This window comes from Achromobacter spanius (assembly GCF_039673305.1).
Lineage (GTDB): Bacteria > Pseudomonadota > Gammaproteobacteria > Burkholderiales > Burkholderiaceae_B > Achromobacter > Achromobacter spanius_F.
Genome location: NZ_JBDJLJ010000002.1, coordinates 102,737 through 125,778, shown reverse-complemented (window position 1 = coordinate 125,778; position 23,042 = coordinate 102,737). Strand labels below are relative to the sequence as shown.

At 60.8% G+C, this 23,042-nt stretch carries 41 protein-coding genes; 25 read left to right on the top strand and 16 right to left on the bottom strand.

The features are described from left to right. Positions 1-6 precede the first annotated feature (6 nt). From ABE485_RS02735 to ABE485_RS02720, 4 genes are read right to left on the bottom strand one after another with little or no spacing between them, the layout of a single operon-like run. Complete coding sequence (locus ABE485_RS02735) at positions 7-888, bottom strand: minor capsid protein (protein WP_346513248.1); 882 nt, start codon at positions 886-888, stop codon at positions 7-9. Next, positions 788-2,323 carry a phage portal protein gene (locus ABE485_RS02730; RefSeq protein ID WP_346513247.1) on the bottom strand — a complete coding sequence of 512 codons (1,536 nt, stop codon included), beginning with the start codon at positions 2,321-2,323 and terminating at the stop codon, positions 788-790. The genes ABE485_RS02735 and ABE485_RS02730 overlap by 101 nt, the downstream gene beginning before the upstream one ends. Beyond that, on the bottom strand, positions 2,320-3,516 hold the full coding sequence (locus tag ABE485_RS02725; protein WP_346513651.1) for a PBSX family phage terminase large subunit: 1,197 nt from the start codon (positions 3,514-3,516) through the stop codon (positions 2,320-2,322). The genes ABE485_RS02730 and ABE485_RS02725 overlap by 4 nt, the downstream gene beginning before the upstream one ends. Positions 3,517-3,544: 28 nt before the next feature. Continuing rightward, positions 3,545-3,964, bottom strand: coding sequence for a terminase small subunit (locus ABE485_RS02720; protein ID WP_008162640.1), 420 nt, complete (start codon positions 3,962-3,964; stop codon positions 3,545-3,547). 233 nt (positions 3,965-4,197) lie between these two features. Between ABE485_RS02720 and ABE485_RS02715 the strand changes: the two genes are divergently transcribed. Next, the gene (locus tag ABE485_RS02715; protein ID WP_346513246.1) at positions 4,198-4,515 is read left to right on the top strand and encodes a hypothetical protein; all 318 of its coding nucleotides are present in this window, start codon (positions 4,198-4,200) and stop codon (positions 4,513-4,515) included. Between the two features lie 71 nt (positions 4,516-4,586). On the opposite strand, the gene ABE485_RS02710 is transcribed toward ABE485_RS02715, so the two are convergent. The 10 genes from ABE485_RS02710 to ABE485_RS02665 all read right to left on the bottom strand — a co-directional run bounded on the left by ABE485_RS02710 (position 4,587) and on the right by ABE485_RS02665 (position 8,663). Further along, positions 4,587-4,880, bottom strand: coding sequence for a hypothetical protein (locus ABE485_RS02710; protein WP_346513245.1), 294 nt, complete (start codon positions 4,878-4,880; stop codon positions 4,587-4,589). Beyond that, positions 4,877-5,146 (bottom strand): hypothetical protein, encoded by a 270-nt coding sequence (locus ABE485_RS02705; RefSeq protein ID WP_346513243.1) that lies wholly within the window; start codon positions 5,144-5,146, stop codon positions 4,877-4,879. Before ABE485_RS02705 ends, ABE485_RS02710 begins: the two co-directional genes overlap by 4 nt. 79 nt (positions 5,147-5,225) lie before the next feature. Beyond that, positions 5,226-5,429 carry a hypothetical protein gene (locus tag ABE485_RS02700; protein WP_346513241.1) on the bottom strand — a complete coding sequence of 68 codons (204 nt, stop codon included), beginning with the start codon at positions 5,427-5,429 and terminating at the stop codon, positions 5,226-5,228. Beyond that, positions 5,426-5,800: a hypothetical protein gene (locus tag ABE485_RS02695; protein ID WP_346513240.1), complete on the bottom strand. Its 375-nt coding sequence runs from the start codon at positions 5,798-5,800 to the stop codon at positions 5,426-5,428. Before ABE485_RS02695 ends, ABE485_RS02700 begins: the two co-directional genes overlap by 4 nt. Then, the gene (locus tag ABE485_RS02690; RefSeq protein WP_346513239.1) at positions 5,797-5,961 is read right to left on the bottom strand and encodes a hypothetical protein; all 165 of its coding nucleotides are present in this window, start codon (positions 5,959-5,961) and stop codon (positions 5,797-5,799) included. Before ABE485_RS02690 ends, ABE485_RS02695 begins: the two co-directional genes overlap by 4 nt. Then, on the bottom strand, positions 5,958-6,755 hold the full coding sequence (locus ABE485_RS02685) for an ATP-binding protein (RefSeq protein WP_346513238.1): 798 nt from the start codon (positions 6,753-6,755) through the stop codon (positions 5,958-5,960). Before ABE485_RS02685 ends, ABE485_RS02690 begins: the two co-directional genes overlap by 4 nt. Continuing rightward, entirely contained in the window at positions 6,697-7,473 is a 777-nt protein-coding gene (locus tag ABE485_RS02680) for a YdaU family protein (RefSeq protein WP_346513237.1), read from the bottom strand. The genes ABE485_RS02685 and ABE485_RS02680 overlap by 59 nt, the downstream gene beginning before the upstream one ends. After that, complete coding sequence (locus tag ABE485_RS02675; protein ID WP_346513236.1) at positions 7,470-7,829, bottom strand: Ref family recombination enhancement nuclease; 360 nt, start codon at positions 7,827-7,829, stop codon at positions 7,470-7,472. The genes ABE485_RS02680 and ABE485_RS02675 overlap by 4 nt, the downstream gene beginning before the upstream one ends. Further along, a complete protein-coding gene (locus tag ABE485_RS02670) occupies positions 7,826-8,347 on the bottom strand; it encodes a DUF1367 family protein (RefSeq protein WP_346513235.1) in 522 nt (173 codons plus the stop codon). Before ABE485_RS02670 ends, ABE485_RS02675 begins: the two co-directional genes overlap by 4 nt. A 1-nt stretch (position 8,348) precedes the next feature. Then, positions 8,349-8,663: a CII family transcriptional regulator gene (locus ABE485_RS02665; RefSeq protein ID WP_346513234.1), complete on the bottom strand. Its 315-nt coding sequence runs from the start codon at positions 8,661-8,663 to the stop codon at positions 8,349-8,351. Positions 8,664-8,701: 38 nt separating this feature from the next. Here ABE485_RS02665 and ABE485_RS02660 point away from each other — a divergent pair, with 38 nt between their 5' ends. Continuing rightward, positions 8,702-8,866 (top strand): hypothetical protein, encoded by a 165-nt coding sequence (locus ABE485_RS02660; RefSeq protein ID WP_239212298.1) that lies wholly within the window; start codon positions 8,702-8,704, stop codon positions 8,864-8,866. A 5-nt stretch (positions 8,867-8,871) separates the two neighbouring features. Here the strand turns inward: ABE485_RS02660 and ABE485_RS02655 are convergent, their stop codons facing one another. Beyond that, the gene (locus ABE485_RS02655; RefSeq protein ID WP_346513232.1) at positions 8,872-9,108 is read right to left on the bottom strand and encodes a YdaS family helix-turn-helix protein; all 237 of its coding nucleotides are present in this window, start codon (positions 9,106-9,108) and stop codon (positions 8,872-8,874) included. Positions 9,109-9,137: 29 nt separating this feature from the next. Here ABE485_RS02655 and ABE485_RS02650 point away from each other — a divergent pair, with 29 nt between their 5' ends. The 3 genes from ABE485_RS02650 (at position 9,138) to ABE485_RS02640 (ending at position 11,725) form a co-directional block, all read left to right on the top strand. Beyond that, complete coding sequence (locus ABE485_RS02650) at positions 9,138-9,821, top strand: XRE family transcriptional regulator (protein ID WP_346513231.1); 684 nt, start codon at positions 9,138-9,140, stop codon at positions 9,819-9,821. A 55-nt stretch (positions 9,822-9,876) separates the two neighbouring features. Beyond that, complete coding sequence (locus ABE485_RS02645) at positions 9,877-10,947, top strand: helix-turn-helix domain-containing protein (RefSeq protein WP_346513229.1); 1,071 nt, start codon at positions 9,877-9,879, stop codon at positions 10,945-10,947. Between the two features lie 82 nt (positions 10,948-11,029). Beyond that, positions 11,030-11,725 carry a DUF3800 domain-containing protein gene (locus tag ABE485_RS02640; RefSeq protein ID WP_346513649.1) on the top strand — a complete coding sequence of 232 codons (696 nt, stop codon included), beginning with the start codon at positions 11,030-11,032 and terminating at the stop codon, positions 11,723-11,725. Positions 11,726-11,876: 151 nt separating this feature from the next. On the opposite strand, the gene ABE485_RS02635 is transcribed toward ABE485_RS02640, so the two are convergent. Further along, a complete protein-coding gene (locus ABE485_RS02635) occupies positions 11,877-12,401 on the bottom strand; it encodes a zinc-ribbon domain-containing protein (RefSeq protein WP_346513228.1) in 525 nt (174 codons plus the stop codon). Between the two features lie 543 nt (positions 12,402-12,944). Between ABE485_RS02635 and ABE485_RS02630 the strand changes: the two genes are divergently transcribed. The 20 genes from ABE485_RS02630 to ABE485_RS02535 all read left to right on the top strand — a co-directional run bounded on the left by ABE485_RS02630 (position 12,945) and on the right by ABE485_RS02535 (position 22,922). Further along, on the top strand, positions 12,945-13,205 hold the full coding sequence (locus tag ABE485_RS02630) for a hypothetical protein (RefSeq protein WP_346513227.1): 261 nt from the start codon (positions 12,945-12,947) through the stop codon (positions 13,203-13,205). 86 nt (positions 13,206-13,291) lie between these two features. After that, on the top strand, positions 13,292-13,543 hold the full coding sequence (locus tag ABE485_RS02625) for a hypothetical protein (RefSeq protein WP_346513225.1): 252 nt from the start codon (positions 13,292-13,294) through the stop codon (positions 13,541-13,543). A gap of 57 nt (positions 13,544-13,600) precedes the next feature. Continuing rightward, entirely contained in the window at positions 13,601-13,804 is a 204-nt protein-coding gene (locus tag ABE485_RS02620; RefSeq protein WP_346513223.1) for a hypothetical protein, read from the top strand. Positions 13,805-13,850: 46 nt separating this feature from the next. Beyond that, positions 13,851-14,186 (top strand): hypothetical protein, encoded by a 336-nt coding sequence (locus ABE485_RS02615; protein ID WP_346513222.1) that lies wholly within the window; start codon positions 13,851-13,853, stop codon positions 14,184-14,186. A gap of 39 nt (positions 14,187-14,225) precedes the next feature. Further along, positions 14,226-14,522: a hypothetical protein gene (locus ABE485_RS02610; protein WP_346513221.1), complete on the top strand. Its 297-nt coding sequence runs from the start codon at positions 14,226-14,228 to the stop codon at positions 14,520-14,522. A gap of 2 nt (positions 14,523-14,524) precedes the next feature. Then, positions 14,525-14,692 (top strand): hypothetical protein, encoded by a 168-nt coding sequence (locus tag ABE485_RS02605; RefSeq protein ID WP_346513220.1) that lies wholly within the window; start codon positions 14,525-14,527, stop codon positions 14,690-14,692. A gap of 601 nt (positions 14,693-15,293) precedes the next feature. After that, positions 15,294-15,620 (top strand): hypothetical protein, encoded by a 327-nt coding sequence (locus tag ABE485_RS02600; RefSeq protein WP_346513219.1) that lies wholly within the window; start codon positions 15,294-15,296, stop codon positions 15,618-15,620. Further along, positions 15,617-15,937, top strand: a complete 321-nt coding sequence (locus ABE485_RS02595; protein ID WP_346513218.1) for a hypothetical protein — start codon at positions 15,617-15,619, stop codon at positions 15,935-15,937. The genes ABE485_RS02600 and ABE485_RS02595 overlap by 4 nt, the downstream gene beginning before the upstream one ends. Beyond that, positions 15,934-16,104 carry a hypothetical protein gene (locus tag ABE485_RS02590; RefSeq protein ID WP_346513217.1) on the top strand — a complete coding sequence of 57 codons (171 nt, stop codon included), beginning with the start codon at positions 15,934-15,936 and terminating at the stop codon, positions 16,102-16,104. Before ABE485_RS02595 ends, ABE485_RS02590 begins: the two co-directional genes overlap by 4 nt. A gap of 102 nt (positions 16,105-16,206) precedes the next feature. Then, on the top strand, positions 16,207-16,857 hold the full coding sequence (locus tag ABE485_RS02585; RefSeq protein WP_346513215.1) for an ATP-binding protein: 651 nt from the start codon (positions 16,207-16,209) through the stop codon (positions 16,855-16,857). 612 nt (positions 16,858-17,469) lie between these two features. Beyond that, entirely contained in the window at positions 17,470-18,090 is a 621-nt protein-coding gene (locus ABE485_RS02580) for a hypothetical protein (RefSeq protein ID WP_346513214.1), read from the top strand. Between the two features lie 9 nt (positions 18,091-18,099). Next, on the top strand, positions 18,100-18,603 hold the full coding sequence (locus tag ABE485_RS02575) for a siphovirus Gp157 family protein (RefSeq protein WP_346513213.1): 504 nt from the start codon (positions 18,100-18,102) through the stop codon (positions 18,601-18,603). A gap of 67 nt (positions 18,604-18,670) precedes the next feature. Beyond that, positions 18,671-18,829 (top strand): hypothetical protein, encoded by a 159-nt coding sequence (locus ABE485_RS02570; RefSeq protein WP_346513212.1) that lies wholly within the window; start codon positions 18,671-18,673, stop codon positions 18,827-18,829. Positions 18,830-18,833: 4 nt separating this feature from the next. Then, the gene (locus tag ABE485_RS02565) at positions 18,834-19,511 is read left to right on the top strand and encodes a DUF551 domain-containing protein (RefSeq protein ID WP_346513211.1); all 678 of its coding nucleotides are present in this window, start codon (positions 18,834-18,836) and stop codon (positions 19,509-19,511) included. Between the two features lie 29 nt (positions 19,512-19,540). Further along, positions 19,541-20,008 carry a DNA N-6-adenine-methyltransferase gene (locus tag ABE485_RS02560; RefSeq protein WP_346513210.1) on the top strand — a complete coding sequence of 156 codons (468 nt, stop codon included), beginning with the start codon at positions 19,541-19,543 and terminating at the stop codon, positions 20,006-20,008. Then, positions 20,005-21,285, top strand: coding sequence for a hypothetical protein (locus ABE485_RS02555; protein WP_346513209.1), 1,281 nt, complete (start codon positions 20,005-20,007; stop codon positions 21,283-21,285). The genes ABE485_RS02560 and ABE485_RS02555 overlap by 4 nt, the downstream gene beginning before the upstream one ends. Further along, positions 21,278-21,592, top strand: coding sequence for a hypothetical protein (locus ABE485_RS02550; protein ID WP_346513208.1), 315 nt, complete (start codon positions 21,278-21,280; stop codon positions 21,590-21,592). The genes ABE485_RS02555 and ABE485_RS02550 overlap by 8 nt, the downstream gene beginning before the upstream one ends. Beyond that, positions 21,585-21,962 (top strand): hypothetical protein, encoded by a 378-nt coding sequence (locus ABE485_RS02545; protein WP_346513207.1) that lies wholly within the window; start codon positions 21,585-21,587, stop codon positions 21,960-21,962. The genes ABE485_RS02550 and ABE485_RS02545 overlap by 8 nt, the downstream gene beginning before the upstream one ends. Beyond that, positions 21,959-22,189, top strand: a complete 231-nt coding sequence (locus tag ABE485_RS02540) for a hypothetical protein (protein WP_346513206.1) — start codon at positions 21,959-21,961, stop codon at positions 22,187-22,189. Before ABE485_RS02545 ends, ABE485_RS02540 begins: the two co-directional genes overlap by 4 nt. 277 nt (positions 22,190-22,466) lie before the next feature. Then, a complete protein-coding gene (locus ABE485_RS02535) occupies positions 22,467-22,922 on the top strand; it encodes an HAD domain-containing protein (RefSeq protein WP_346513205.1) in 456 nt (151 codons plus the stop codon). Positions 22,923-23,042: the final 120 nt, after the last annotated feature.

Genomic DNA, 23,042 nt, shown 5'->3' with positions numbered 1-23,042 from the left:
TTGACGTCAGTTTGTCGCTTGCTCATCGAGGTACTCGGTAAAGTCGATGACCGGGCGCATGCGGCACCGGCAGTTGATCAGCTCGCCGGGGAAGCCGACCTGACCTTTGTGCTTCCCGCGGTCTTCGATCACAGGTGGGTTATCCATATCGAAGATCTTGCCGTCGTACTTCTTGTGAAGCGATCGCGGTTCGGCGCCGCCTCCGCTGTGGATCCATTCGAACTGCTTGACGCCGGCGGCCTTCATCCGCTCCTCGTTCATGGCGGACGTGATCTTGCGTGTCTGGTCGACCGCGATCAGCTTGGCGCGGTTGCGCGTGACCTGGTTCAGGTTATTGATCTCGTCGAAGATCTGCCCGCTGCCCTGGCCGCCCGACTGGATCGACCGCATGACGATGCCCTGGATCCGCTCTTGGAACTGTGCCGGGATGCTCTTGATCAGCCCGACGTTTTCCGCCGTGCTGGCCAGGACCTTGTCGTACAGGCCGGCTGGCATCTGGAACGTCTTGATGGTCAGGCCGCCGGACATGTCCCGCAGCGATGCGCCCAGGTTCTGTTTGGAAAACCGGTCCACCTGACCGATCGTGCGGTTTGCGAGCGGGCCCGCCTTCTCGGCAAAGGCCTTGCTCCACTTGCGCCCCAGCTCGGCCAGGATGCGACGCGCCTGCGTGGTCACGCTCTCGTCCTGCGTGATCTCAGGGTTGCCGCGATACAGCCGGCGCAGCGCCCCGTCGTACTCGGCCAGCATGCCGTCAATCAGCAACTCCATGCTGGCGCGGTACCGACCCTCAACGGCGACCGGGTACGCCAGCGCCGAGCCCTTGAACTGGGTTGCCTGCTGCTGCTGCCCCCACGCCTGGCGCCGCTTCGTGACCATTTTCTTCGGCATCTACGAACTCGGCGTCTTCAAGGTTGTGGTAATCGCCCTCGCGGTCTTCGCGCAGACGGTCGCGGATGTCCTCCGCATCGATGGCGCCGGTGTTGAACAGAACTCCGTCGCGGTCCGCCTTGATCTTGTCGATCTCGGCCCATTCCTTGGCGGTCGGGCTGTCCACCGGCATCCACTGGATGGCGATGTCGGCCGGCAGCGCGATGTTTTCGGACTTCGCCAGCAGCCGGTAATGCGTCTCCAGCAGCGGCGTCATGTCGTTGGCCTGGATGCTCTCCAGGTCTTCGCGATAGACCGACTGCTCGTAGTCGCCCGTGGCGTTGAAGCCCTTGGGCTGCGTGCCCAGCAGCTTTGTCGCCGGCACATTCGCGACCGACGCGGCCAACTGGTACTGGGTCATGATGACCGTGTCCACGTCGCCCAGCGCGGTGTCGAACTGCTGGATGGTCTCCTCGGCGCCACCCACGCGCACGCCGTAGTTGTCCCTGAAGGCGACCCACTCCGCCAGGTTCCTTTCCAGCTCGTCGCGGTTGGTCAGGGCCGCATCGCCCACGTTCAGCGACGTCAGCCGCTTGGTCATCAGCAGCTGCGGGCCTTCGTTCGCGCTGCGCTCCGCCGCGTAGGCTCGCTCCATCATGCGCTGGGGCACGCTCACGCCCAGGTAGCGGTAGTGCGGCTTCAGATAATCCGGCACCGGGTACGGGACGAAGATCCGCAGATGGGACTTGTGATAGACCCGGTCCTTGATCTTCCAGAACGTCGGCTCGTAGTAGCTCTGGCTCGCCGGGTCGTTCAGGTTGTCCTCGGTCAGCACCGGCGTCACCCAGTTCGGATCGATCTGGGACATGCCGCGGTACGTGCCCGCCTGGACCCCGTCCAGATTGAACGGCGCTTTGTAATATTCCTCGGGGTTGGCCGCCTCGACATCGAACAGCACGATCCGTCCGCCGTACACGCGCCCGAAGTGCACGAGCTCGCGCAGGTGGCGCTTGACCGCGTACGTCTTGTCGCCAGCCATCAGGCGGGCCGAAACGTCATCAGAGCCGCAAGTCAGCAGGTAGCCATTGCGCACCGCGTCGCGGGCCGGCATGTTGCAGGCCTTGTCGATCAGCCAGTTCGTGGCCAGCATCGCGCAGGCCTGGTAGCCGATGAAGATGCTGCCCTGCGCGTAGAAGCCGAGCTGCGCCTCGTTGACCGGCGTGAAGCTGGCGGTCTTGGGCGTCGGGCGCTCGCCGATGTAGCCGTTGTCCGATGCGACGCTCGGCGCGCCCTGGGGCTGCTCGAAGTTCGGGAACTCGAACGCCGGGCGCACCTTCTCGCCCAGCGGGTGGGTGGAGAACAGGCCGGAGCGCGGACGGGGGGCCGGCGGAGCGCCCATGGATTTGCCGCCGGCGGGCAGGTTGCCACGGCCGAACAGGGTACGAAGGAAATTCATCCGAAGAATCCGCGCTTGCGCTTGATCATGGGCTGCAGCGCATACCGCGTCGCGTCCATGTAATGGTTGTTGGCGTCCACGATGTCCGTGAGCACGTCGCCCGTCAGGCGGTCCACCTTGTAGCTGTACAGCCTCGCCTCGCGCAGGGTCTGCACACAGCGCGGGTGGATGACGATTTCCTTGTACGAGCGCAGGTGGGCAATGCCATCCTCCACGCTGCCCTTCCACTTCTCCACGCCTTGCAGCCGCGGAAGACTGGCGCGCTGCCCGTCCTTGCCCTTGCTCTTGACGTGGCTGATCGTCTCCGGTCGGGCCGAGTCCGCACGGGTCACGTGCTGCTCTATGCCAGGCAGGCGGCCGATCATGTATTCCGCAATGTCGTCGTTCTCGAGGCCGATCTTGCCGGCCTCGTACTCCACCCACAGTCGGTGGTCATGTACCCAGAGCTTGACGCCCGCCGTCGGGTCTTGGCTGAAGCCCCAGTCCAGACCGAAGTACGGACCATCCCAGCCCGCGGCCGGGTCGAACTCGGCAACTCGGTACTTGCCCGCCAGGATCTGCGCCTCGCTGTTCTCGCGGTAAGCGCCGTCCCAGATCCAGGCATATGTCTGATCGTCCAGGCGTTCCCGGTCGTTGCGGCGTTCCTGCTCCAGCACGCCTGGGAACCACGGGTTGTCCGTGTAGTTCAGCTCGATGAGCTTGGAGTTCGGTGGCGGGCTCTTGACGAATCGCAGGTCCGTCGGACTTCCATCAAGCTCCGGGTTCCAGGTCAACCAAACCTCGGAATCGTTCTCGCGGACCGTGGGCAGCAGCTTCTGGTACGCGATCTCGCTGACGTTCTCCGCCTCGTCGATCCATGCAATCAGGATCCGCGCCTTGGACTTGATGCTGTCCAGATTGTGGCGCAGGCCGGCGAAGGTGTACGACACCCGACGGTTGCGCGTCCGAATGAACTTCTCGCCGATATCGAAATAGGCATCGAGCCACGGTACGGAACGGATCGCCTGCTTGACCTCCTCCATCGAGGAATCTTCCAGGCTGTTCATGTACTCCCGGCCGCACAGGATCACGCCAGAGACGCCCGCCTGGGCGAACATGTACGCCCGCACCGCCGTCATCAGCGCGAAGCTGCGCGTTTTTGCGCTACCGCGGCCACCCCTTGCCCCCCTGTACCGCGCCGGCCCGGAGAACACCGGGATCAGCTTCGGGGGGAGTTGGATTTCAGCCGTTGTCACCTGGCGCAACCAGTTGGATCGTTGTGGGCATTGTGGGGATCGGCCCGCCGCCCGGGCCGGAATGCTCGATAACTTGCTTGTCCATCCCCAGCAGCTTGGCTTTGCCCATAGTGGCGGCAACAGCTGCGGACGACTGAGCCGTCTCCGCAGTCAGCGCGGCTTGACGAGCTTCTTCCAGCTCCCGCAGTAGGTCATCCACCGTCAGCTTGTGGCGATCAGCGTGGTCGGCCTGCAATTCCGCGACCCTTGCCGTAATCTTGCCGTTGTCCAGAAGCTCCTTCGCCTTGCGGTTGACGGAGTCCGGCTTCATCTTCCCGGCGTTGTAGGCGCGCCGGTATGCCTCGGAAGCGTTGCCCGTCTCCACATAAGCAAGGGCAAAGGCCTCCTGCTTTGGAGTCAGGGCCATATCGTTGTTCCTTGAGAGTTATCACGCCCATCCGACTACCCGCCGTAGCGAGCTGGGCACCGCGGTTCTCGTCATGCTGGCCGCCGGCGACAAGACCGGTAAGAAGTGTCCCGCGCATTTGCCCCTGCGCGGGCGCCAGGCCTGCTGAGGCGACTCATGGGGGATTCGTCTGTCCTTGCAATGCGTGACCTAGATCATTATCGTGAGCCTGCCATTAATTCTTAGGAGGCTCTATGGCTCGCACTTTCAGCACGGCTTACGACAACATCCCGAATGGCTTCCAAAAGCGCGTTGAAGCCACTCTCGAGGCCCAATCGCTCGCAATCTCTGCTGCGCTCGCCTTTATCGCACGCTATGCGAAGCATGATGAGGCGTTAGCACACATCCGAATCCAGTTGGATGGACTGGCGCAAGCCAACAAGCAGCTGTACCCAATGGATGAGCGCGATAGGCTCTATGCCATGCAGCACATCGGCACTATCTTTACCGACGCCGCAAAGATGAAGGACGTTGAGTTTCCCTGGGACAATCCGTCCAAGCAACCCGAGTAACCATTAAGAAAATGCCCCGGGAGGATTTCCTCTCGGGGCATTCAGTCACTTATCAACGGCTTCGCGATTGCTCAAGGCGCAAGAGCCCGCACGTATTGTGATGGTTCTTGAAATGGTTTTCCAGAAGCCGATGTTATATTCGCCCACCAATATTCAACGTGGACGCGGGCGCTCGCCTCGTCTCTGGTGCTGCTGATCTGGCCGCACTCTTCCAGAGCGACCAAGACGCGCCACACGCCCGTCCGCACGACGGCGCGCTCCCGTGAATCTGCCCGCGGTGCCGCGTAGTTGATGATCTGCTTCATCTTGAACCTACGGCCCGGGTACGCCGCCATCAGGTCGATCACTTCCTTCGCGTACTTCACGCCAGCCTCCTTTCGACCCGGTCGCGGAACAGCCCCAGGTACAGCTTGTATTCGGTTTCGGTCAGCGCCACGCCCGTCGTATTGGCAATCCAATCACGCGCCGCCTTGATCCGGGCCCGGGCGTCCAGGTGGCCGAACATGGCGTTCTTCTGCGGGTACTCGGCGATGATCACCATGCGCTCATGCCACGGCAGCGCCGCGTGCATGCTCTCCACGACCAGGGCATGGTCGGTGATGATCGGCCGATGGTCGTCTTCCCAGGACACGTAGGCCTCCATGTTCCCCACCGTAGCGCCAGCCCAACACCAGCGCGCCCAGTTCCAAAGGAGCGAATCACCATTCAGGCTACTCATCGGCCACCTCGTACCGGCTGCACTTCTTGCCGTAGGGCTTGCCCTTCAGGCAGCGCGTGACCGTGTCGCCGAAGGGGGTTTCGACGGACTTGGCATGGGCGCAGCCCTTGCACGACCGATTCAGCGCGGCCTGCTGCCGGCTCATCACGACCAGCATCGGGTCGCGGAATTCCCACTTTTGCAGGTCTGCCGTCATCGTCCAATCTCCACGAGCACGAAGCCCTTCTTGTCTGCGTCCAGCGCGCCGTCCAGCGTGAGCGGCCGAAACTGGCTGTCATCGATGCCCAGCGCCGCGGCGATGCCGTCCAGCCTCGGCTTCTCCGCTGAGAGCAGGCCGTCCAGGTCGCGGCGCACCTTGTTAGGCGCGACCCAGGTAATCGACACGGGCACCTGGCCGGCGGGCGCGAGGCTGTTCCGGCCCAGCGCCTCCTTGGCGGCGAAAAACGCAGACTCGCGCGCGCGGACCTTTGCGTCATGGGTGGAGCCCCAGTGCTTCCCGCCCTTGCGGTTCGCCATCAGGCTGGTGTCCGGCCAAGGCAGCCGGATGGTCAGGCGATCCAGGGTCATGCGACCTCCCCAGCGCTTAGGTCCAATCCGAGCGCGCGCTTAGCCATGACCAGCACGGTGATGGCGTAGCGCTTACCGCCCTTGCGCTGATGCTCTTGCAGGATCTTCAACGCCCAGCGGCGCTCGATCGGCACTGACGTTGCTTCAGGCAGGTCGATCATGCTTGCCTCCGGTAGCTGGGCCAGTCGAACACCACCATGCGGCCGCCGCCCTCTCGCAGACGATCAATAACGCGCTCGCCCAAGTACTCGGTCAGCGGCTCCTTGGCCAGATTGCTGATCACTATCGTTGGCTTGAGCCCTTGATATCGGCCGTTGATAACCTCGAATAGGTACATCTTCTCCGTCTCGCTGCCGAACTGCACGCCGACCTCATCGAGCACCAGAAGATCGGGCTCGACCAGGTTTTGGATGGCATCGGCCTCGGTCAGCTCAGAGCCTTTTCGATACGTTTCCTTGATGGACCGAACGGCCCCAATCACCGACGAGAACACCGCCACGCGGTCAAGCGCGATGACTTCGTGGCAGACGCCGACAGCCAGGTGCGTCTTGCCCGCTCCGACTCCGCCGCAGAAGATCAGGCTCTGGCCGGTCTTTTGGCATTCCGCGAAGTTGTCGGCAAAGTCCTTGGCCACGGCCAACGCCCTTTTCGGTCCTTCGGCGTGAGGGACGAAGTTGTCCAGGGTCTTGTCGGCAAAGCGGGGCGGGATTGCGGCGCGCCCCAGCAACTCGCTTACGCGGCGCTGTCGCAGCTCCACCTGCCATCTGGCGTGCGCCTCGCTTGCCTCGCGCTCTTGCTGCTGCTTGATGCAAACTGGGCAGCCGGACGTGTGGCCCATGTACGTGATGGCGGTGTAGTCGCCATGCTGTTCGCAGCGCTGGCTGGATTGCTCAGTTTTAAAACGTGCCATCGGCTGCAACCCCGGCGTGATAGTCCTGCTGGGCGAAGTTTCCATGCGCTGAAGCTCCATTCGGGTTGGTTCGATGTGTGGTCCTGGGGGGGAATAGCCCCTGGTATCCGCCGGCGATGCTGTTCGCGATCACGGCGCGCGGCGGGTGGCCTTCGGCCCGATAGTCGGCAAGCTGCTGCAGCTGGCGCTTGGCGCCCTCCTCCGTCACCGGCTTCTTGCGGGCCTTTCGGTCGGCAACCCAGCTTTGCCAGTCTTCTCGGTCAAGCCAGTCCGGCAGGTCGATCGCCGAGGCGTCGAATCCGTTCCCCCGCTTGCGGGGGGTAGGGGGTATGTCTTTATCTTGGTTCTGGTTCTGGTTCTGGTTCTGGTTAGTTGCACAGTCGTGGTTCGGCTGTTCAACAGGTGTTGAACGTCCGTTCAACGGGCGTTGAGCTTTTTCGGCTCTTTTCGCCGCGCTAGCCTTGCCTGCGGCCGATTTCGCCTCACGCTGGGCGTGATACTTCTCAATTTCGGAATCACAGCGCGAATGGCGCCACCCTTCTTCGGTTTCTGTGAAGAACTCGTTCAACACCTGTTCAACGGCTGTTCGTTCTTCGTTGGAACGGGCGATCAACAAACGGCACAGCGCGTCGACTTCCAGCGAGAGAGGCGCCTCGGTGTCGTAGTAAAGATCCAGCATGTCGCGGTACACCGACCGCTCCAGGCGCGTCAGGTGCCGCGTGGCGCTGTTGAAGTCGCCGATGTGGTGGGGGTAGTAATTCATGCGTGCTCCAGCATCCCCGCCGCGCGCAATGCGCCATCAGGGACTTCCAATCCTTGTGCCTGCAGTTGTTCGATGCACCAGACCAGCAGATCGCGCTGACGGCCGTAGCGCTCCTCGAACCGTGTTTTCCAGGGGTGCACGGCAATGCGACCGGGCGCGCCAGTGCCTTCCTGGTGGTTGCCGGCAGACAGCGGCAGGACGAGCCAGTGCGCGTCCGGCTTGGTGCGTCCGTCGATGTGATGGATCGAACACTGGCTGTCGAAGAAGCCATCCATGCGCGAGGCCACGCAGCCGATGTTCGTGGCCAGCAGATCCCAAAATCGCTTCTGCTCGGCGGTGGGGTTGCGGCCTTTCATTCGCCGAAGCCTCGCAAAACGATCTCCAGCATCTCACTGGCGCGCGCGGGCGGCAGGTGCGGCCACATGGTCTTCTGCGCGTGCGCGGTGCGCAGGAACGTCACGGCGTCATCGTGGAACTGCTCCATGTCGGCCTGCTCCAGCTTCGCGTAGCTGATCGACCGCGGCACCGGAATCACACCGCCCTTCGGGCCCGGGTACCAGTCCACGAAGCCGCTGCCCGTCTTGAGCCAGGCGCGGAACGCCTCGAATTCCTCGAAACGGTCCTGAGCTTCAAACAGCGCCGACTCCAGCGCCATGTGCTTGCGGTGGTACCAGCCCGTGCGCTCTTTGTGAGTGGTGATGGACATCATCTCGCCGGGCTCGAGCCGAACGATCTGATTCCACAGACGGCGCCATTGCTTGCGGCCGCGTTCACCCAGGCCGTCGACCATGCCGAAGATCATTCGGCGCGCGGCTTCCTTTTCCTGCTCGGAGGCTTGGACGGGCTGCTGACGAACCAGGGTGATATCGGCCATGTCAGTAGCTCCCGCCGTCCGTCTCGATACGGGTCTGCAGGTACTTGTAGGCCATGCGTTCAAGCGCGTGCATGTCGTCGCGGCTGACCACCACGGAATCCACAGGGGCGATCTGCAATCCGATCGCCGCCAACAGATGGCAGACCTGTTCCAGGTCACCCTTGGCGCGGCTGACCGTGCTAGCAGATGTCCCCATGAATTCGGCTGCAAGGTCTTGAGTGACCTCTGCAAGCCGACGCAAAACCTCACCGTGAATACGTGCACCGATCTTGCGGGTGTTTTCAAGCTTGGTTGGGGATACTGGTTGGGTGCTCATTGAGTACTTCCTTATGAACAAAGAGCGAGGTGTGTTTCGTGACCGAAACGGAAAAGTTGTTGATCAGTGCCCAGGACTTGGCCCGCCGGATCTTTGAAGACCCGAGCGAGAAAGCCGTCATGGATTTGTTTCAGGAGCTGTGCGCCGAGCGTGACCGCATGGCGTGGGCGACCGACGGCCGCGAAAGCGCGACGGTGCATTGATGAGGTCATGCCGCCCTCGCCTCTTCGGCCAACTCGGGCCAGACCTTGGCCCATTGCTTGCACAAGAGACGCTTCGAGATCCCGGAGGCGGCCTCGAGGGCAGTCGCATACTCCGCCGGAACGTTCCCGGACCTCTCCCATTGCTGGACGGTCTGATAGTTGTTCGCGCCGGTCTTCTTGGCGGTTGCCACCGGGCCGCCGGCATTGGCGATGGCTTGAGCGATGTGAGGGTTCTTGTCCATTCGAACACTCTATACAAGAAAAACTAGCAATGCAAGAAATTCCTGCAATGACACAAGCCTTTCTTGTGGGTAATCTCGCGCGCATGCCGACGATCCACAAACGAATCAAAGACTTGAGGGAGAAGCTGGGGCTCTCCATGGAGCAGCTCGCCGAACGCGTGCCCGTTTCATGGCAGACCGTCCAGCAATGGGAGAACGGCAAGACCGCTCCTAAGCGAGCCAGACTGGAAGCAGTGGCTAAAGCCCTGAACACGACTCCCGAGTACCTGGCGGTCGGCCCCGTCACGGATCCTGATGCCGATGAGTTCGTTGCCGTCCGTCGCCTGGACGTGCATCTATCCGCCGGTCATGGCGAGATCGTTTTGTCGGAAGATGAAAAAAGCCGCCTGTCGTTCAGAGCAGACTTTCTGCGTACCGCCGGGGCCACTCCGGAGCAAACTGTTTCCGTGTCGGTAAAGGGCACCAGCATGGAGCCGCTAATCCCCGATGGTGCAACGGTCCTTGTCAACCGCGCTGCTACTTCCATCGTCAACGGGAAGGTCTACGCTTTTCGCCAGCACGACGAGGTCAAGGTCAAGCGCCTGCACAAGGGAAACGGCGGCTTTATTGCCAGATCTGAGAACGTCGTGGGTAATCCCGATCTGCATCTCAACTCTGATGATCCGGCAATCGAGATCATCGGACGCGTCTTTTGGGTGGGGTTTAAGCTTTGAGGGGGAAGCCGAACGCTATTGCGATTAACCTCGGCGCGACTATCGCAATTGCGATATGAGGACTCTCAAAGATCGCCTCGCTGAAGCGAGGATGGAATTGGGAATGTCCCAAGCCCAGCTTGCAAAAACCGTAGGCACGGGTCAGTCCACTATTGGGAGTATTGAGAACGGTCGGAACAAGGGATCGTCCCTGTTCCTGGACCTAGCGCGGGCGCTCAATGTCAATGTCGATTGGCTGCTGCGAGGCGTCGGTCCCAAAAGGGGTGCCATTGAAGGCGAGGACGCTGCGTGCCAGACTCCCGCTGCATCGTGGCCGTTCCGCACCATCTCAGAGGAGCGGATTCGCGCGCTGCCCCAGTCGCAGCTCAGTTCGCTTGAAGGTGCCATGACCATAGCCCTCGCGCAAATGGCGCCGGGGACACAGTCGTCACCCTTGGAATCTGTTGCGCCCGCGTCGTCTCCCTTTCGGGCACACAAGGCCGGCGGCTTGGTCGATATGGACGAGGCCGACGACGCGTTCCCGATGCGCATAGCTGGCCTGCCCCCGGCCCCCTGGGAAGGCGGGCAAACGACCTATCAGGCCGAGCGCACCCCCAAGATCAGAACCAGCGCTCAGACGGGCTTCACCGCGAACGCAGGACCGGGAGAGCCGCACGCCGCGAATGACAGGTTTGAGAAGGTGCCAGAGCTGGCCGAGGTGCGCCTAGCCGCGCGCGACGGCATCGAGAACCACAGCGAAGACCAGACGGGCATGATCCAGTTCCGCCGCTCGTTCCTCAAGGCAGTGGGCGCGGACAACGGGAAAGCCCGTGTGGTGTATGCGAAAGGCGACAGCATGGAGCCCGTGATTCGTGACGGCGCCGCGCTCCTGGTCGTGCCGAACGAGAACCTAACGCTGCAGGACGTGGCCACTGGCGGCGTCTACGCCATCAACTACGACGGCAAGATGCTGGTGAAGACCGTGGTCAGGGACAAGTTGACTGGGCGCTGGGTGGCACGGTCCTTCAACCCGGCCCACTACGACATCCCCCTCGAGAACGGCACGCCGGTGCGCGTGCTGGGACAGGTCGTCTGGGCCGGTGCACGCCTGCGGGATGATGAGGCTGGGCAGTGGGTGCGGGGCTAAGCCTTAGTTGTCAACAAATCACTGAGCAAGCGGAAAACGATCTGTAGGCCTCTTGCGGAGAGAACGTTTGTACATTTTCTACATGGATGACTCCGCCGAGAACGGCCTCCATATATTCAGCGCCTTGGGAGTAGAAGATAAGAATTGGCGGGAGGTCTCCAATGCGATCCGAAACTATCGCAGAGCGCTACGACGCCATACTGGGATCTTCATGAACAAGGAATTGCACGCCACGAAGTTCATGTCTGGCCGCGGTAGGCCATCCGATCGTCACCTGGATGCAGCTCTTCGCCGGCGCGTGTTCCAGTACACCCTTAAGTGCTTAGCAAAACTTGGCCCGGAAAAGTTGGTTCTCTTTAATGTCGCCGTTAGGAACCAGCAGTGGGCCTACGAGCGGATGTTGAACCGAATCAACCGGACGATGGAGGCACGGGACAGCTACGCCATCATCATCAGCGATGAAGGGAAAGAAGCGGAGTACACAAAGCTCGTTCGCAAGATGGGAGCCTACAATCCGATCCCAAGCAAGTTTGGGACTTGGGACGGAGGAGCTACTGGCGGGAAGAACATTCCCATAAGCCGCGTCCTGGAGGATCCAGTGTTTCGAAATTCTGAATCGTCCTATCTGATTCAGGCTGTCGATTTTTGCGCGTATGCGCTACTGCGGAAAGAAAAGCCCCTCGAGAGGATCCCTGAGGTTTCCGAAGACTTCGCCCTGTTGGAGCCGATTTGCTTCAAGGCTGCGAACCGAAATGATCCGTTCGGCATAGTGCGCTAGAGAGGCACAAAAGAAAAGGCAGAACCTACCCCGGCCTTCACCGGATCAGTCCCGCAGGCAAAGTGTATCTCGACAGCCCTCTTGAGCCAAGCTGTTTCTCAGCCACCTCCGGGTGGCTTTTTTGTTGGGCGCTGACGTCAGCCCTGCTGCGTCAATTGAGGCGCCCTTCTTTCGCCCGCACGGCCAGCACCGTCTTGTTGTCTTTCGCCAGGTCGCATTCGTAGGTCACGGTGGTGAACGCACCGAAGCCGTTTTGGAACTGCGCCTTGTCGCCGAGATAGGTGATCACTCCGGACTTTTTGTCCTTCCAGCGGAAGCGGTCAAACTTGGATTCCAGGAAGCTGTCCGTCCACTTGAAGTCATGCTTTGCTAGCTTCTCGACTTCTCGGGCGCAGTACACGCCGGCCGATACAACACCCGCATTTCCCAAGCACGTGAGATCCGTCGCGTCGCAGGACGAAGCCTCGGTTTTGGCCGCGGACGCACCTGGCTTGGAAGCATCGCCTTTATCGCCGCCAAGCACAAAGTAAAGGATCCCCAGGGTGACGATCCCGATCAACACCGGATGCGCCTTCTTCCTGGGAATTGAGATCTTGACGGGCGCGCCACAGCTCGCGCATGCCTTGGCCTTATCGCTGACCTCTTTCCCGCATTCCTTGCAAGTGATGAGAGCCATCTACTACACCTTGTAATTAGACGATTCAGCATGATAGCCGATGCTGGATGACTCTTCCCTCCTGCCGCCATCGCCTAACGCCCAACCCGCCCGCCCAGGCGGGTTTTTTATGCCCAACCCAAACCCGTTACAACTTCGAATGCTAGTTTTTCTTGCATGCTAGTTTTTCTTGTGGCACATTACATCCATGCGCTGCGAACACGGCGCAGCAAGAAACCCCACGGACCCTCAGCCAGCAGTCAGGGCATCGCCTCAAGAGGGAGACGTACCGCCACGAAGTCGGACTGGGGAAGGCGAGTCAGCAATACCGCAGTACTCAGGCAGGTTTATGGCGCCACCTGACGCCCGGATGCCCCGACCGTAAGAAGGGAATGCGGCCAAGGCTGGAACTTGGTGACCGGATGACCTGGCGAACTGTTGAAACGGAGCCAGCGACGCGAGAGGCCGGCCCTAGATGGGCACACATGATCCGCCCTGGAAGCAGGGCGCATCGAAAGCCCCATTCGTCGAGTGCTGGGCTTTTCATGGAATGGGAGAGGAAGTATGAACGTAGCTCGATTGGTGAAGGACAACTTAGAGGGCTTCAACGGCCACGCTTCGTTGTACCGCTGTGACCCGCCGCACGCCGGGCATGAGTTTGTTGTCGCGTCGACCACCACGGCTTACGGACTGATGGAGACCTACCTGTTTCCAGCGGATTCGGACGGCCAAATCAAAGACTGGCTCGAAATGGATGGATCTATGAAGGAAACCACGAGCCACGATGATGTGTGGGCCAACGCCGGCTATCAGATCTCCCGCTAGCCAGATTCTGCTTCGGCCTCGAAGGAGGCCACATTCACCAGCCCGTTCTATGAGCGATGGCTGACGAATGAACAAGGAGAACCAGCATGCCGCTTTATCGAGTGAACACGTTGCTTGATTTGGACATGGTTGTAGAGGCTGACAACGAGGACGAGGCCTGGGACGTTGCCCGCGAGGACTGGAAGGAAGCAGCATCGGATTGCCGCAAGGACGTGCAGATTTATGTTGTCGGCGAAATCAAGCTGACCGACAAGCTGCCGCCCGGGTGGGACAAGGATTGCATCCCGTATGGCGGGGATGGCAACACGCGAATTCGCGATCTGCTGCCACCCAGCTGAATTTCTGCCTGCGCCGTGACAGGACGCAGACACGTGAACAACCACTAAGGAGCCTACATGGCAACCCGCACTCCCCCGGCCCCGTTCAAGGCCACCGTTCGCAACACCCGCACGAAGATGGATATCCAAGGGACCATCCGGATCGGCGTTGTTCATTCCTTCTACATGGTCGACAGCCGCGAAGAGCGCGAAGCCATCCTTGAGGAAATGCGAGAAGTGCACGAAGAGTTGAACTCCCGGTCTGAGCGCTCGGCTGACTGATCCCGATTCTTTCAGGATTCATACCGATTAACAAGGAGAACGAGCAATGCTCAGTCAAGAACAAATCCAACAGGCGGTCAACGACGCTATGCCTGACGTACTGCGCGGTCTGCGCCGCGAGATCGAAGACCGCCTCGTCCGCGAGGCAATTCAAACGGCCTCTATGGCCGTGCAGTCGCAAGTCAACGAGTGGGTCAAAACCAACTTGGTGCCGGAAGTCCTCACGTCCTTGAGCCAATCCAAGGACGGCTTGATCGCCGCCGCTCCCGTGATGGCTGCAACGATGGTGCAGGCGCTGAACTCGTCTCTCCAGCAGACGATTACCAAGAAGCTGGAATCATCGTACGAGCGCAAGAAGATCTTTGAAGCCTTGATCGGCTAACCCCTCCCTATTAGCAGCCCGAATGGCAAAGGAGAAGATATGACAACGCATACGCCGGGGCCGTGGGCGGTCCGCTACGACTACGTGGTGCAAGCGCCTTCCTTTGATGATGGTCGCCTCGTTCCAGTCGCTCAGCCCTACGGCGTAAACAGCGACGGAACCGACCTGTTCGCCAACGCCCGCCTGATTGCCGCCGCGCCCGAGCTGCTGGAGGCTTTGATCGCCATGGAGCAGGAAAAGTCGGACTACATGACGCGCAATGCCCTCGGCGACCCTTCGGTTGAGACCACGAACAAAATGGCCCGTGCCGCTATCGCCAAAGCCACAGGAGCATAGTCATGACCACCACCCACTACGCAGCATCCGCCTGCAACGCCATGGCCAGCTGGTACCAGATGTGGGACCACGCCGACGCTACGTACTGGGTAACGCTAGGCCGTGACGGCTGGTACTCGTACGGTCTTGGCGTGATGGACGACTTTGGCAATTTGGTGAAGGTGAAGTAACGCGCTCAGGGCCGCGCAAGCCCTGAACCTCCAGGGATGCGGAGCCTTTTATTCATTCGTTCCGCGAAAAAGCGCATGAGTCCCACAGCAGTACTGGTGGCTCCGCATCCTTGGGGGGTGAATGCGTAGGCTGATACGCGAGCAGTCCGCGCCTGTGCCAGACAGGCTTTTCTGCAGGCAGAACGGCGGATGAACTGGAAAGCCTGAGATCAGCGCAGGCCACCCCCACCCCAAATCTCCCTGGCGCCGTGCAACAGTCGGCCGTCTCCCGGACGAAACCCGGGGTCCTCATAGAAGCGGCGGCGTGGAAGGACACGCTATACGTGAGCGACCCATATAGGACCGGGCAGACCTGAAATCTGCAAGCAATCCTCGCCAGTATGGGAAGCCGGTATCAAGCCCGGCCCGCTTCTATGAGGGCACACCCCTCACCCCTCAAGCCCCACTATTACCCCTAATTCTCCCGTGCAGGGTATGCCGGGGGAGAGAGGGGGCTTACCTGATTGGAGACGTCATGCTCACGAATCTCAAGTACTGGGCAATCCCAATAACCATTCTGTTTTCCGCCCTGGCATGCCTCATGGGGTGGTAGGAGATATCTATGGGATCAAGATTCAGCTTCGACCCGCCCCAGCACATCTACGACGAGAAGTACGCAGAAGTCGCCAAGGCAATTGAGGCGGATCTGTTTACCCATCGCTGGGCAGTCATAGAAGCGTTTGAGCGGGAATTCCCGAACGAGGACGCGAAAATGCTGGCTTTCATCGCTGGCGATGCGGACAAGCCCGAGATTCTGCTGAGGGACGCGCTATCCGGCCTGTTCGGGCTGGACTGCAAAGATCAGATGACGCTGGCTATTGCCCACGTTGCCGACTACCAAACCAAGAAATACGTTCGCGGCTTCTGGCCGGAATGGGAAAAAGAATGACGACTTCATTTACACCGGGGCCATGGGAAGAATTCAAGGGAATTGTCAGCGCGGAGAATGGAAGCGTGGTCGGCATTGCTGACTGCAGAAATGCTTTAGTCGGAAGCGAATGGAGCGGAACCGACTTTGCCACCCGCTCGCACCGCGATGCCAACGCCCGCCTGATCTCAGCCGCGCCGGAGCTGCTGAATCTGTTGAGCGAAGCGGTCGAACTGCAGCGCAAGCACTACGGAGACGGAATGCTGCTTCACATGGAAATGGCGACGTGGGCCAAGAGCGCGTCTGCCGCAATTGCCAAAGCCCGAGGTGAGACATGAAACGCCTGCTCCGCAAGATCCTCCAAGCCGACGCACACACTGTAGTCGGCATTTTTTCGCTCATCTGCGCCCTGATCGGCGTTCTCGCAAGCGTTCAGCAGTCGGACCAAGCTTCTAACGAACGCTGGGCGAAGGATGGCGGGACAAAGTACGCGAGCAGCCAATGAAAGCCGAAGACTTCTACGCCCCAGGCATCCCCGATCAATACCTACGCGCCCAGCGTGGACGAGCAGTAGCAATCATCCAAACCGAGCAATCAGGAGCAATCGATGAGCATCGCAACCCTAATCTTGGGCAACTCCGGTTCCGGAAAGTCCACCTCTCTTCGCAACCTCGACCCGGCGAAGACCCTGCTGATTCAGTGCTTGCGCAAGCCCCTGCCGTTTCGGGCTGAGGGCTGGAAAGTCCGAAAGGACAAAACCGGCGGCAACATTTTTCAGTCTGATGACCCGGCAAGCATCGAGAAGGCAATGCGCCTGTCGGAACACGAAATCGTCGTAATTGACGACTACCAGGCCGTCATGGTCAATCAGCTTCTTTCCCGCACCGGTGAGACTGGGTACAAAAAGTTCGAAGACATCGGCAAGGCTGCGTGGGACATATTCAATGCCGCTGGGCAGTTGGCCGACCATCGCCGGGTGTACATCCTGGCCCACACGCAAACCGATGAGTTCGGCAATGTCCGAATGAAAACGGTGGGGAAGATGGTTGATAGCACTCTGGTCCCGGAAGGCTACTTCACCATTGTCTTACGCACTCAGGTTACGAACGGCGTCTATCAATTCTCGACCCAGACCAACGGCCAGGACTGCTGCAAGAGTCCCATTGGGATGTTCCCCGACACCCTCATTGATAACGACCTGGCAGAGATTGACCGCATGGTCTGCGAGTTCTACGAGGTGGACCATGCAACCGCTTGATTTGAGCGGGTGCCGGTTCGGGATGCTAGTTGCGTTGAGGAAAGGCAAGTCGGTTGGTAGCCAAAGCCGCTGGGTTTGCGTCTGCGACTGTGGAGCCGAATCGTTAGTTCGGCTGGGAAACCTGCGGAACGGCCACACCACCAGTTGCGGGTGCAAGCGAGTGATAGCAACAGCAGAAGACAAAACTCGCCACGGCCATTTCGGAACGCCCACCTACAAGTCCTGGTCCTCGATGCTAACCCGCTGCCAGAACAAGGGGAATCACAAGTACCCCGACTATGGCGGCAGAGGAATAAAGGTCCATGACTCGTGGAAGAACTTCGAATCATTCTTGGCCGACATGGGTAAACGACCAGAAGGCACGACGCTAGGGCGTATCGATAACAACGGCGACTACAAACCCGGCAATTGTGAGTGGCAAGACTCGAAGACTCAAGCACGCAATAAACGCAATACGGCGCTCTTCGACTTCGAAGGAAAGAGCGCAACCTTGCAGGAGCACTGCGAAACAGTAGGCATGCATTACCCAACCGCAAAAAGCCGGATCTACCTATACGGGTGGACGGTTGATAAAGCGCTTACGACTCCCACTCGACAAAGGAAATAGCACACATGTACGCACTCGACATCAACGCCGCCAAGGGCGCAGAGAACACGGGCGCTCGGATCACCGAAATGGGCAAATACAAGGGGAAGTTCACCCGCGCCCAGCACATCGTTGCCAAGAACACGGGCACACTCGGGATCGACTTCGATTTCGTGTCTGACAGCGGCCAGAAGGCCCGTTTCTCGATCTACACCCGGAAGGAAGACGGCACGACCATTTACGGCTTCAAGCAGCTGAATGCAATCATGGCCTGCCTCAGCCTGCGTGGGCTGAATGACCCGCAGATGAAGAAATGCAAGGTCTACGACTACGACCTGAAACGCGAAGTGGAAATCGAAGTCCCGCAGTTTGGCGAACTGCTGGAGAAGCCTATTGGGCTGCTGTTCACGATGGAGGAGTACGACGCGGGCAAGTGGCGCCCTAACCTGGCTGGTGTCTTTCAGGCAGGCACTGAGCTGGTGGCGTCTGAGATCCTGGACCGCAAGACCCAGCCTCTACAGCTGGCAAAAATGGTTCAGGCGCTGCGAGACAAGCCCATGCGCTCTGGCGGCAGTGGCTCGATGGCTGACGGGAACCGCGCTTTGGCTGAAGCAGGTTCCGAGTCTTCGGAAGATATCCCCTTCTAGAGGTGCCCCATGACGAACGTATCCCTTTACTCCCTGGCTGCTGAGTATCGCGGCCAACTCCAAGCGCTGGAGAACCTGGATCTGGACGAAAAGGCCCTGGCCGACACCCTGGAGAGCCTAGGCGGCGATCTGGAAGTGAAGGCCCAGAACGTCGTCTGCTTCCTGCGCAACCTGGAGACGACGGCGGCAGCGATCAAGGAAGCTGAGGCAAGCATGGCAGCCCGGCGCAAGGCCATCGAGAACCGCGTGGACGGCCTCAAGCGTTACGTGCTGGAGTCCATGCAGAACAACGGCATCCAGAAGATCGAATGCCCGCTGTTCTCCATCAGCATCGCCAAGAACCCGGCTGCCGTTGACGTGTTCGATGAGAAGCAAATTCCCGCTGACTACTTCGTCACACCTCCCGCGCCACCCCCTCAGTTGGACAAAAAGCTGGTCGCGCAGGCACTGAAAGACGGGTTTGACGTGCCTGGCGCCAAGCTGCGTCAAGGCGTTCGACTGAACATCCGCTAGCCATCACCCCGCAGCCCCGTACCCCGCCGTCTGTCCGGGGCTGCCCTTCTATTGCCTGGAGATCCACGTGGAATCCAAAGACTCCCCTCAGTACGACGAAGACCCGGTAGTCAATTTGGTGATGTCCGTGGGTCTGCCGGGCTTCGTTATCGGGTTCAGCGTCGTGATTTTCACCATCCTATTCATCTGCCGCCGCGCGGTGGAATTCTTCTTCCCCGGAGCCTGAGAGCATGAACACAGAATGGAAGCCTATCGAATCGGCACCCAAGGATGGAACGGAAGTCTGGGCCTACAACGGCGAGCAGGCCCGCATGCGCTGGACTGAGGGTGAATGCTATGCACTGTGGATCTGGGCGGACGATCTTGTCTCGGACGCCGATCCTTGCCCCGACCAGCCCACGCACTGGATGCCTCTTCCCCCCGCCCCTACCTCGCACCCTATACCCACCGGAGCGACGGGGGAGGATGGACGGAGCGCGACCTATGGCATGACCCTTGGCGAGCGCATCGCCCACGTAGGCGGTCGCACGAACGCGCAGAGCTATACCGAGTTCGGTAGCCCCATGGCCGTCAACGCGCTGATTCAGCACGTGCTGCGCGATCTTGACTGGACGCGTCAGGACGACGACGGCGCGTATCAGGCCCGCTACCGGTTGCCAGGCGGGGAGTGGTCAAGCTGGGGCCATGTCGTATGCGGCGTGAAGGGACACGAGCAGGAATTGCGCTACCTGCCCGGTGAACGCCGACCGTCTCCCGCTGCTGGCGATGCGCTGGACTCCCAAGCTATCGCCGCGTTGCGTCTGGCGCTCAAGTATTGGGAAGACCGCCAGCAGCGCTACAAGAACCGCAGCCCGGCCTGGGTTGAAGCATCGCGCGCCGCCATTGCCCAGCAGAAGGGAGAGGCGTGATGGCTTTGTCATCGCACCAATCGGCGCGCATGAAGAACGACGAATGGCTGACGCCGCCCGGCATCATTGCTGCGCTGGGTGACTTTGACCTGGACCCATGCGCGCCAGCAGTGCGGCCCTGGGGTACAGCGCACCAGCATTTCACCGTGACCGACAACGGCTTGTCGCAGCCCTGGAAGGGGCGAGTTTGGTGCAACCCTCCATTCGGGCGCGAGGCTGTGAAGTGGCTGCGCCGGATGGCCGGGCACGGGAACGGCATAGCGCTGATCCCGGCCAGAACCGAAACCGCCATGTTCTATGAGTGCGTTTGGGGCGCCGCCGACGCTGTGCTGTTCATCGAAGGGCGCCCGCACTTCCACTACGTCGACGGAACGCGCGCCCCATTCAATTCCGGCGCTCCCATTTGTTTGATCGCCTATGGCCTGTCCAATGTCGCAGCGCTGGAGCGCAGCGGCCTGGGCATAGTCCTGACAATTCCCCGGAGGAAAGCAGCATGACTGAGAACAACGCCGCCCAGCCTGGGCTGACGGATGACGAGATCGAAGCGCTGGCAAAGAAGCACATCGCGCCCCACGCAGACCGCCTGGAAGCGATCATGACCAACCCCGTGCCGTACCAGCAGACCGAGCAATTTCGCCGCGTGAAGGCGCTGATTGCTGATGCACTGTCCAAGCTGCGCGCGGAGGGCGTGCAGGCGGGCGACGAGCGGGCAGCTCCGATTAAGCGCTATTACCACGGGACGGACTGCATGCAGGAGACTCTGTCCGGCGATTGGGTCAGATATGACGACCATGTCGCCGTCCTAGAAAGTTCCCATGAGGCCGGGATGGCGGACGCCGCTTTCCTGATCCGCTGGGACACGCATGCAGGCGAGCCGGACGCCGTTCAACCGCTGACAGACGCCGACAAGGTCGCCTTTTCCCGCGACGCCCTGGCAAGCGCCGCTGTAGCCGGGGAGGCGCAGGAGGATCTGGCGCCTCCGAAATGCCCGATCACGGGCCGGCCGTTCTTCATGGCGCTGGAACACCCCGAGCTCGGATTGGTGCCGACGTATGGCGGCCCCTACGACAGCTACACCATCCCTCAACTGGGCGGCAAAGCCGATCAGCCCTGGCACGAACGGGAATTGCGTGTGTACCGCTACGACCACGATCTGGGAGGCTGGCGGACGGACGAGGTAGAAGTGATCCCGCTTCGCATCGTCCACGAGGACGTGCTGAACGAGCGCCATGATGCCGCGCCCCAGGCCAGCGAGGCGGTGCGCAATACGGCGCTGGACGACGCGGTGCACGTCCTATGGCTTATGCGGTCTCGTCCTGAGTTCGAGCCGGACGCGAAAGACCGACAGCTAGACCGGGCGATGGCGTCTATCCGCGCCCTCAAAACCCAGGCTGACAAGGACGGCGCCCAACCGCCCGCCAATCGACCGGAAAGCCGCGCCAGCATTGATTCTAAGGGTGGCGCCCTGGACGGCGGGGATTGCGCGAAGGGTGCGGGGAAATGGCCGATGCTGTCCGAGCTGCACTTACACGCGCTGATGTTCGCCTACAACGAGGGCTACAGCAAAGCCTATGACGGGCGCGTGTTCCCGAACCCGTTCTCGGAGAACGGTAGCCAAGCCGCAGCATGGCAACTTGGGACGGACGACGGAACCGAAGCCCGCGCCGCCCTGTCCGCGCAACCGGGAGCGCAGAAGTTCCCCGATAACCTGCGCCGCCCGCTTGATTACATCGATCCGACGGACGAACAAACGCAAGGGGACAGCAATGCCTGATATCCGCGTGAACATCGGCAGCGGCGTGGCCATCGTGTCGGTCGGCGGGGAATACGAACCCGGCAGCCAACCGCCCACCACGAACGGCTACATGGACATGGAAGAGTGGTGGCGCGTCCAACGGAAAGCCGGACTGCGCCAGGTCGAATGCGGCCGCTGTGGGTGCTGGAAGTTCCCGCAAGAGCTTTCGGGCACGATCGACAGATCGACCGCCTACAAGCGCGACGGCACGCCCGTAGCTATCGAATCACCTGTCTGCAACGGATGCCACCCCAAGCAGCACAACGACGGAGGGGCGGATGCCTAGCCCAATTCTGACCGCCAGCCATGCCGCGCTCAACGTCGAGCGAGCCGGCCAGCCCTATCAACCGTCCAGCGGAACCGAGGGCGAATTCTTCTTCGAAGCCTGGTGCCGTGGCTGTGCCCGCGACCGCGCCATGCGCGAGGGTGACGACGTCAACGACTGCGACGACAACGAGGTATGCGACCTGATAGCGCGGTCCATGGCGTTCAAGCCGGGCGATGTCGAGTACCCGGCCGAGTGGCAGTACGACAAGACCGGGCAGCCTTGCTGCATGGCATTCGTTCCCGCCGGCCAGCCGATCCCCGCCACGCCGTGCGCGCACACCATGGCGCTGCCGCTGGACGTCGCCACCAACGACAAGGAGCCGAAATGATCCACAACCAGATAGTCGTCGACGCGCTGGCTGAACTGCGCCAGCTTCAGGCCATCGTCCCACGCCTCGCCGCCCAGCTACGCGAGTGCGCCGAAACCCTCGGGGCCGACCAGATCGACGAACACAGGGCCATGCGCGCCTATGCCGATTCCATGGCGATGCTGGAGGAAATGTCTCATATATCGAGTATTGAGACCGGCAACGCATCATTATTGGAGCACAAATGACCCAAGACGAACTTAACGCCATCGCAGAGCGCCGGTCTTGCTGCAAGACCTATGGAGAGAGCGTATCTCTTACTGGCCAAGAGCGCGATGCGCTTGTGGCGCTGGCGAGGGATGGGATGAGGCTTGGCGAAGTAGTTGACCGACTGCTGGCGCACTGCCCTGATGGCGAGTGTCCGACCTGCGGCGAGGCAGTTTGCCCGCATTCGAGCGGTCTGCATTTCCACCATGACGGCTGCCCAGCGTGTGCCGAGCATGAGGCTACGGCGAAGGAGGAAGCGTGAAGGTTCTGTTTCTCGATATCGACGGCGTTCTGAACAGCGTCCGTTCCGCTGCTGCTCTGGGCGGTTGCCCATGGCCTCGCAATCGCAACATGCAGGGCGACTGGGAGAAGTTCGATCAGGTAGCCGTGAAGCTGATGGCTCGCCTTGTGGCAGAAACTGAGGCTCACGTCGTTCTCAGCTCCACCTGGCGGATTGGCATGGACCAAGAGCGCGCTACTGAACTGGGCGACTTTCTGGGCTACGTCATCAGCAGCGCCACACCGGGTGGCGGCGGGGAGCGCGGGCCACAGATCAAACAGTGGCTGGACGAACACCCCGGCGTTGAAAAGTTCGTCATCGTTGACGACGACTCCGACATGTTGTCCGAGCAGCTACCCCACTTCGTCAAGGTGGATCCGGCCATCGGCCTGACCTACCAGAACTACAAGGATGCAAAGCAGTTACTGGAATGACCGCAGCTATTGAAAAGGTCCTTGCGACCACCCGCAAGTATTGGATACAGCCCGCCTAGCGCGGGCTTCGTTTTGGAGAATAGACGATGCGACGTTATCGCGCCCTGCGGAAGCTTGGAT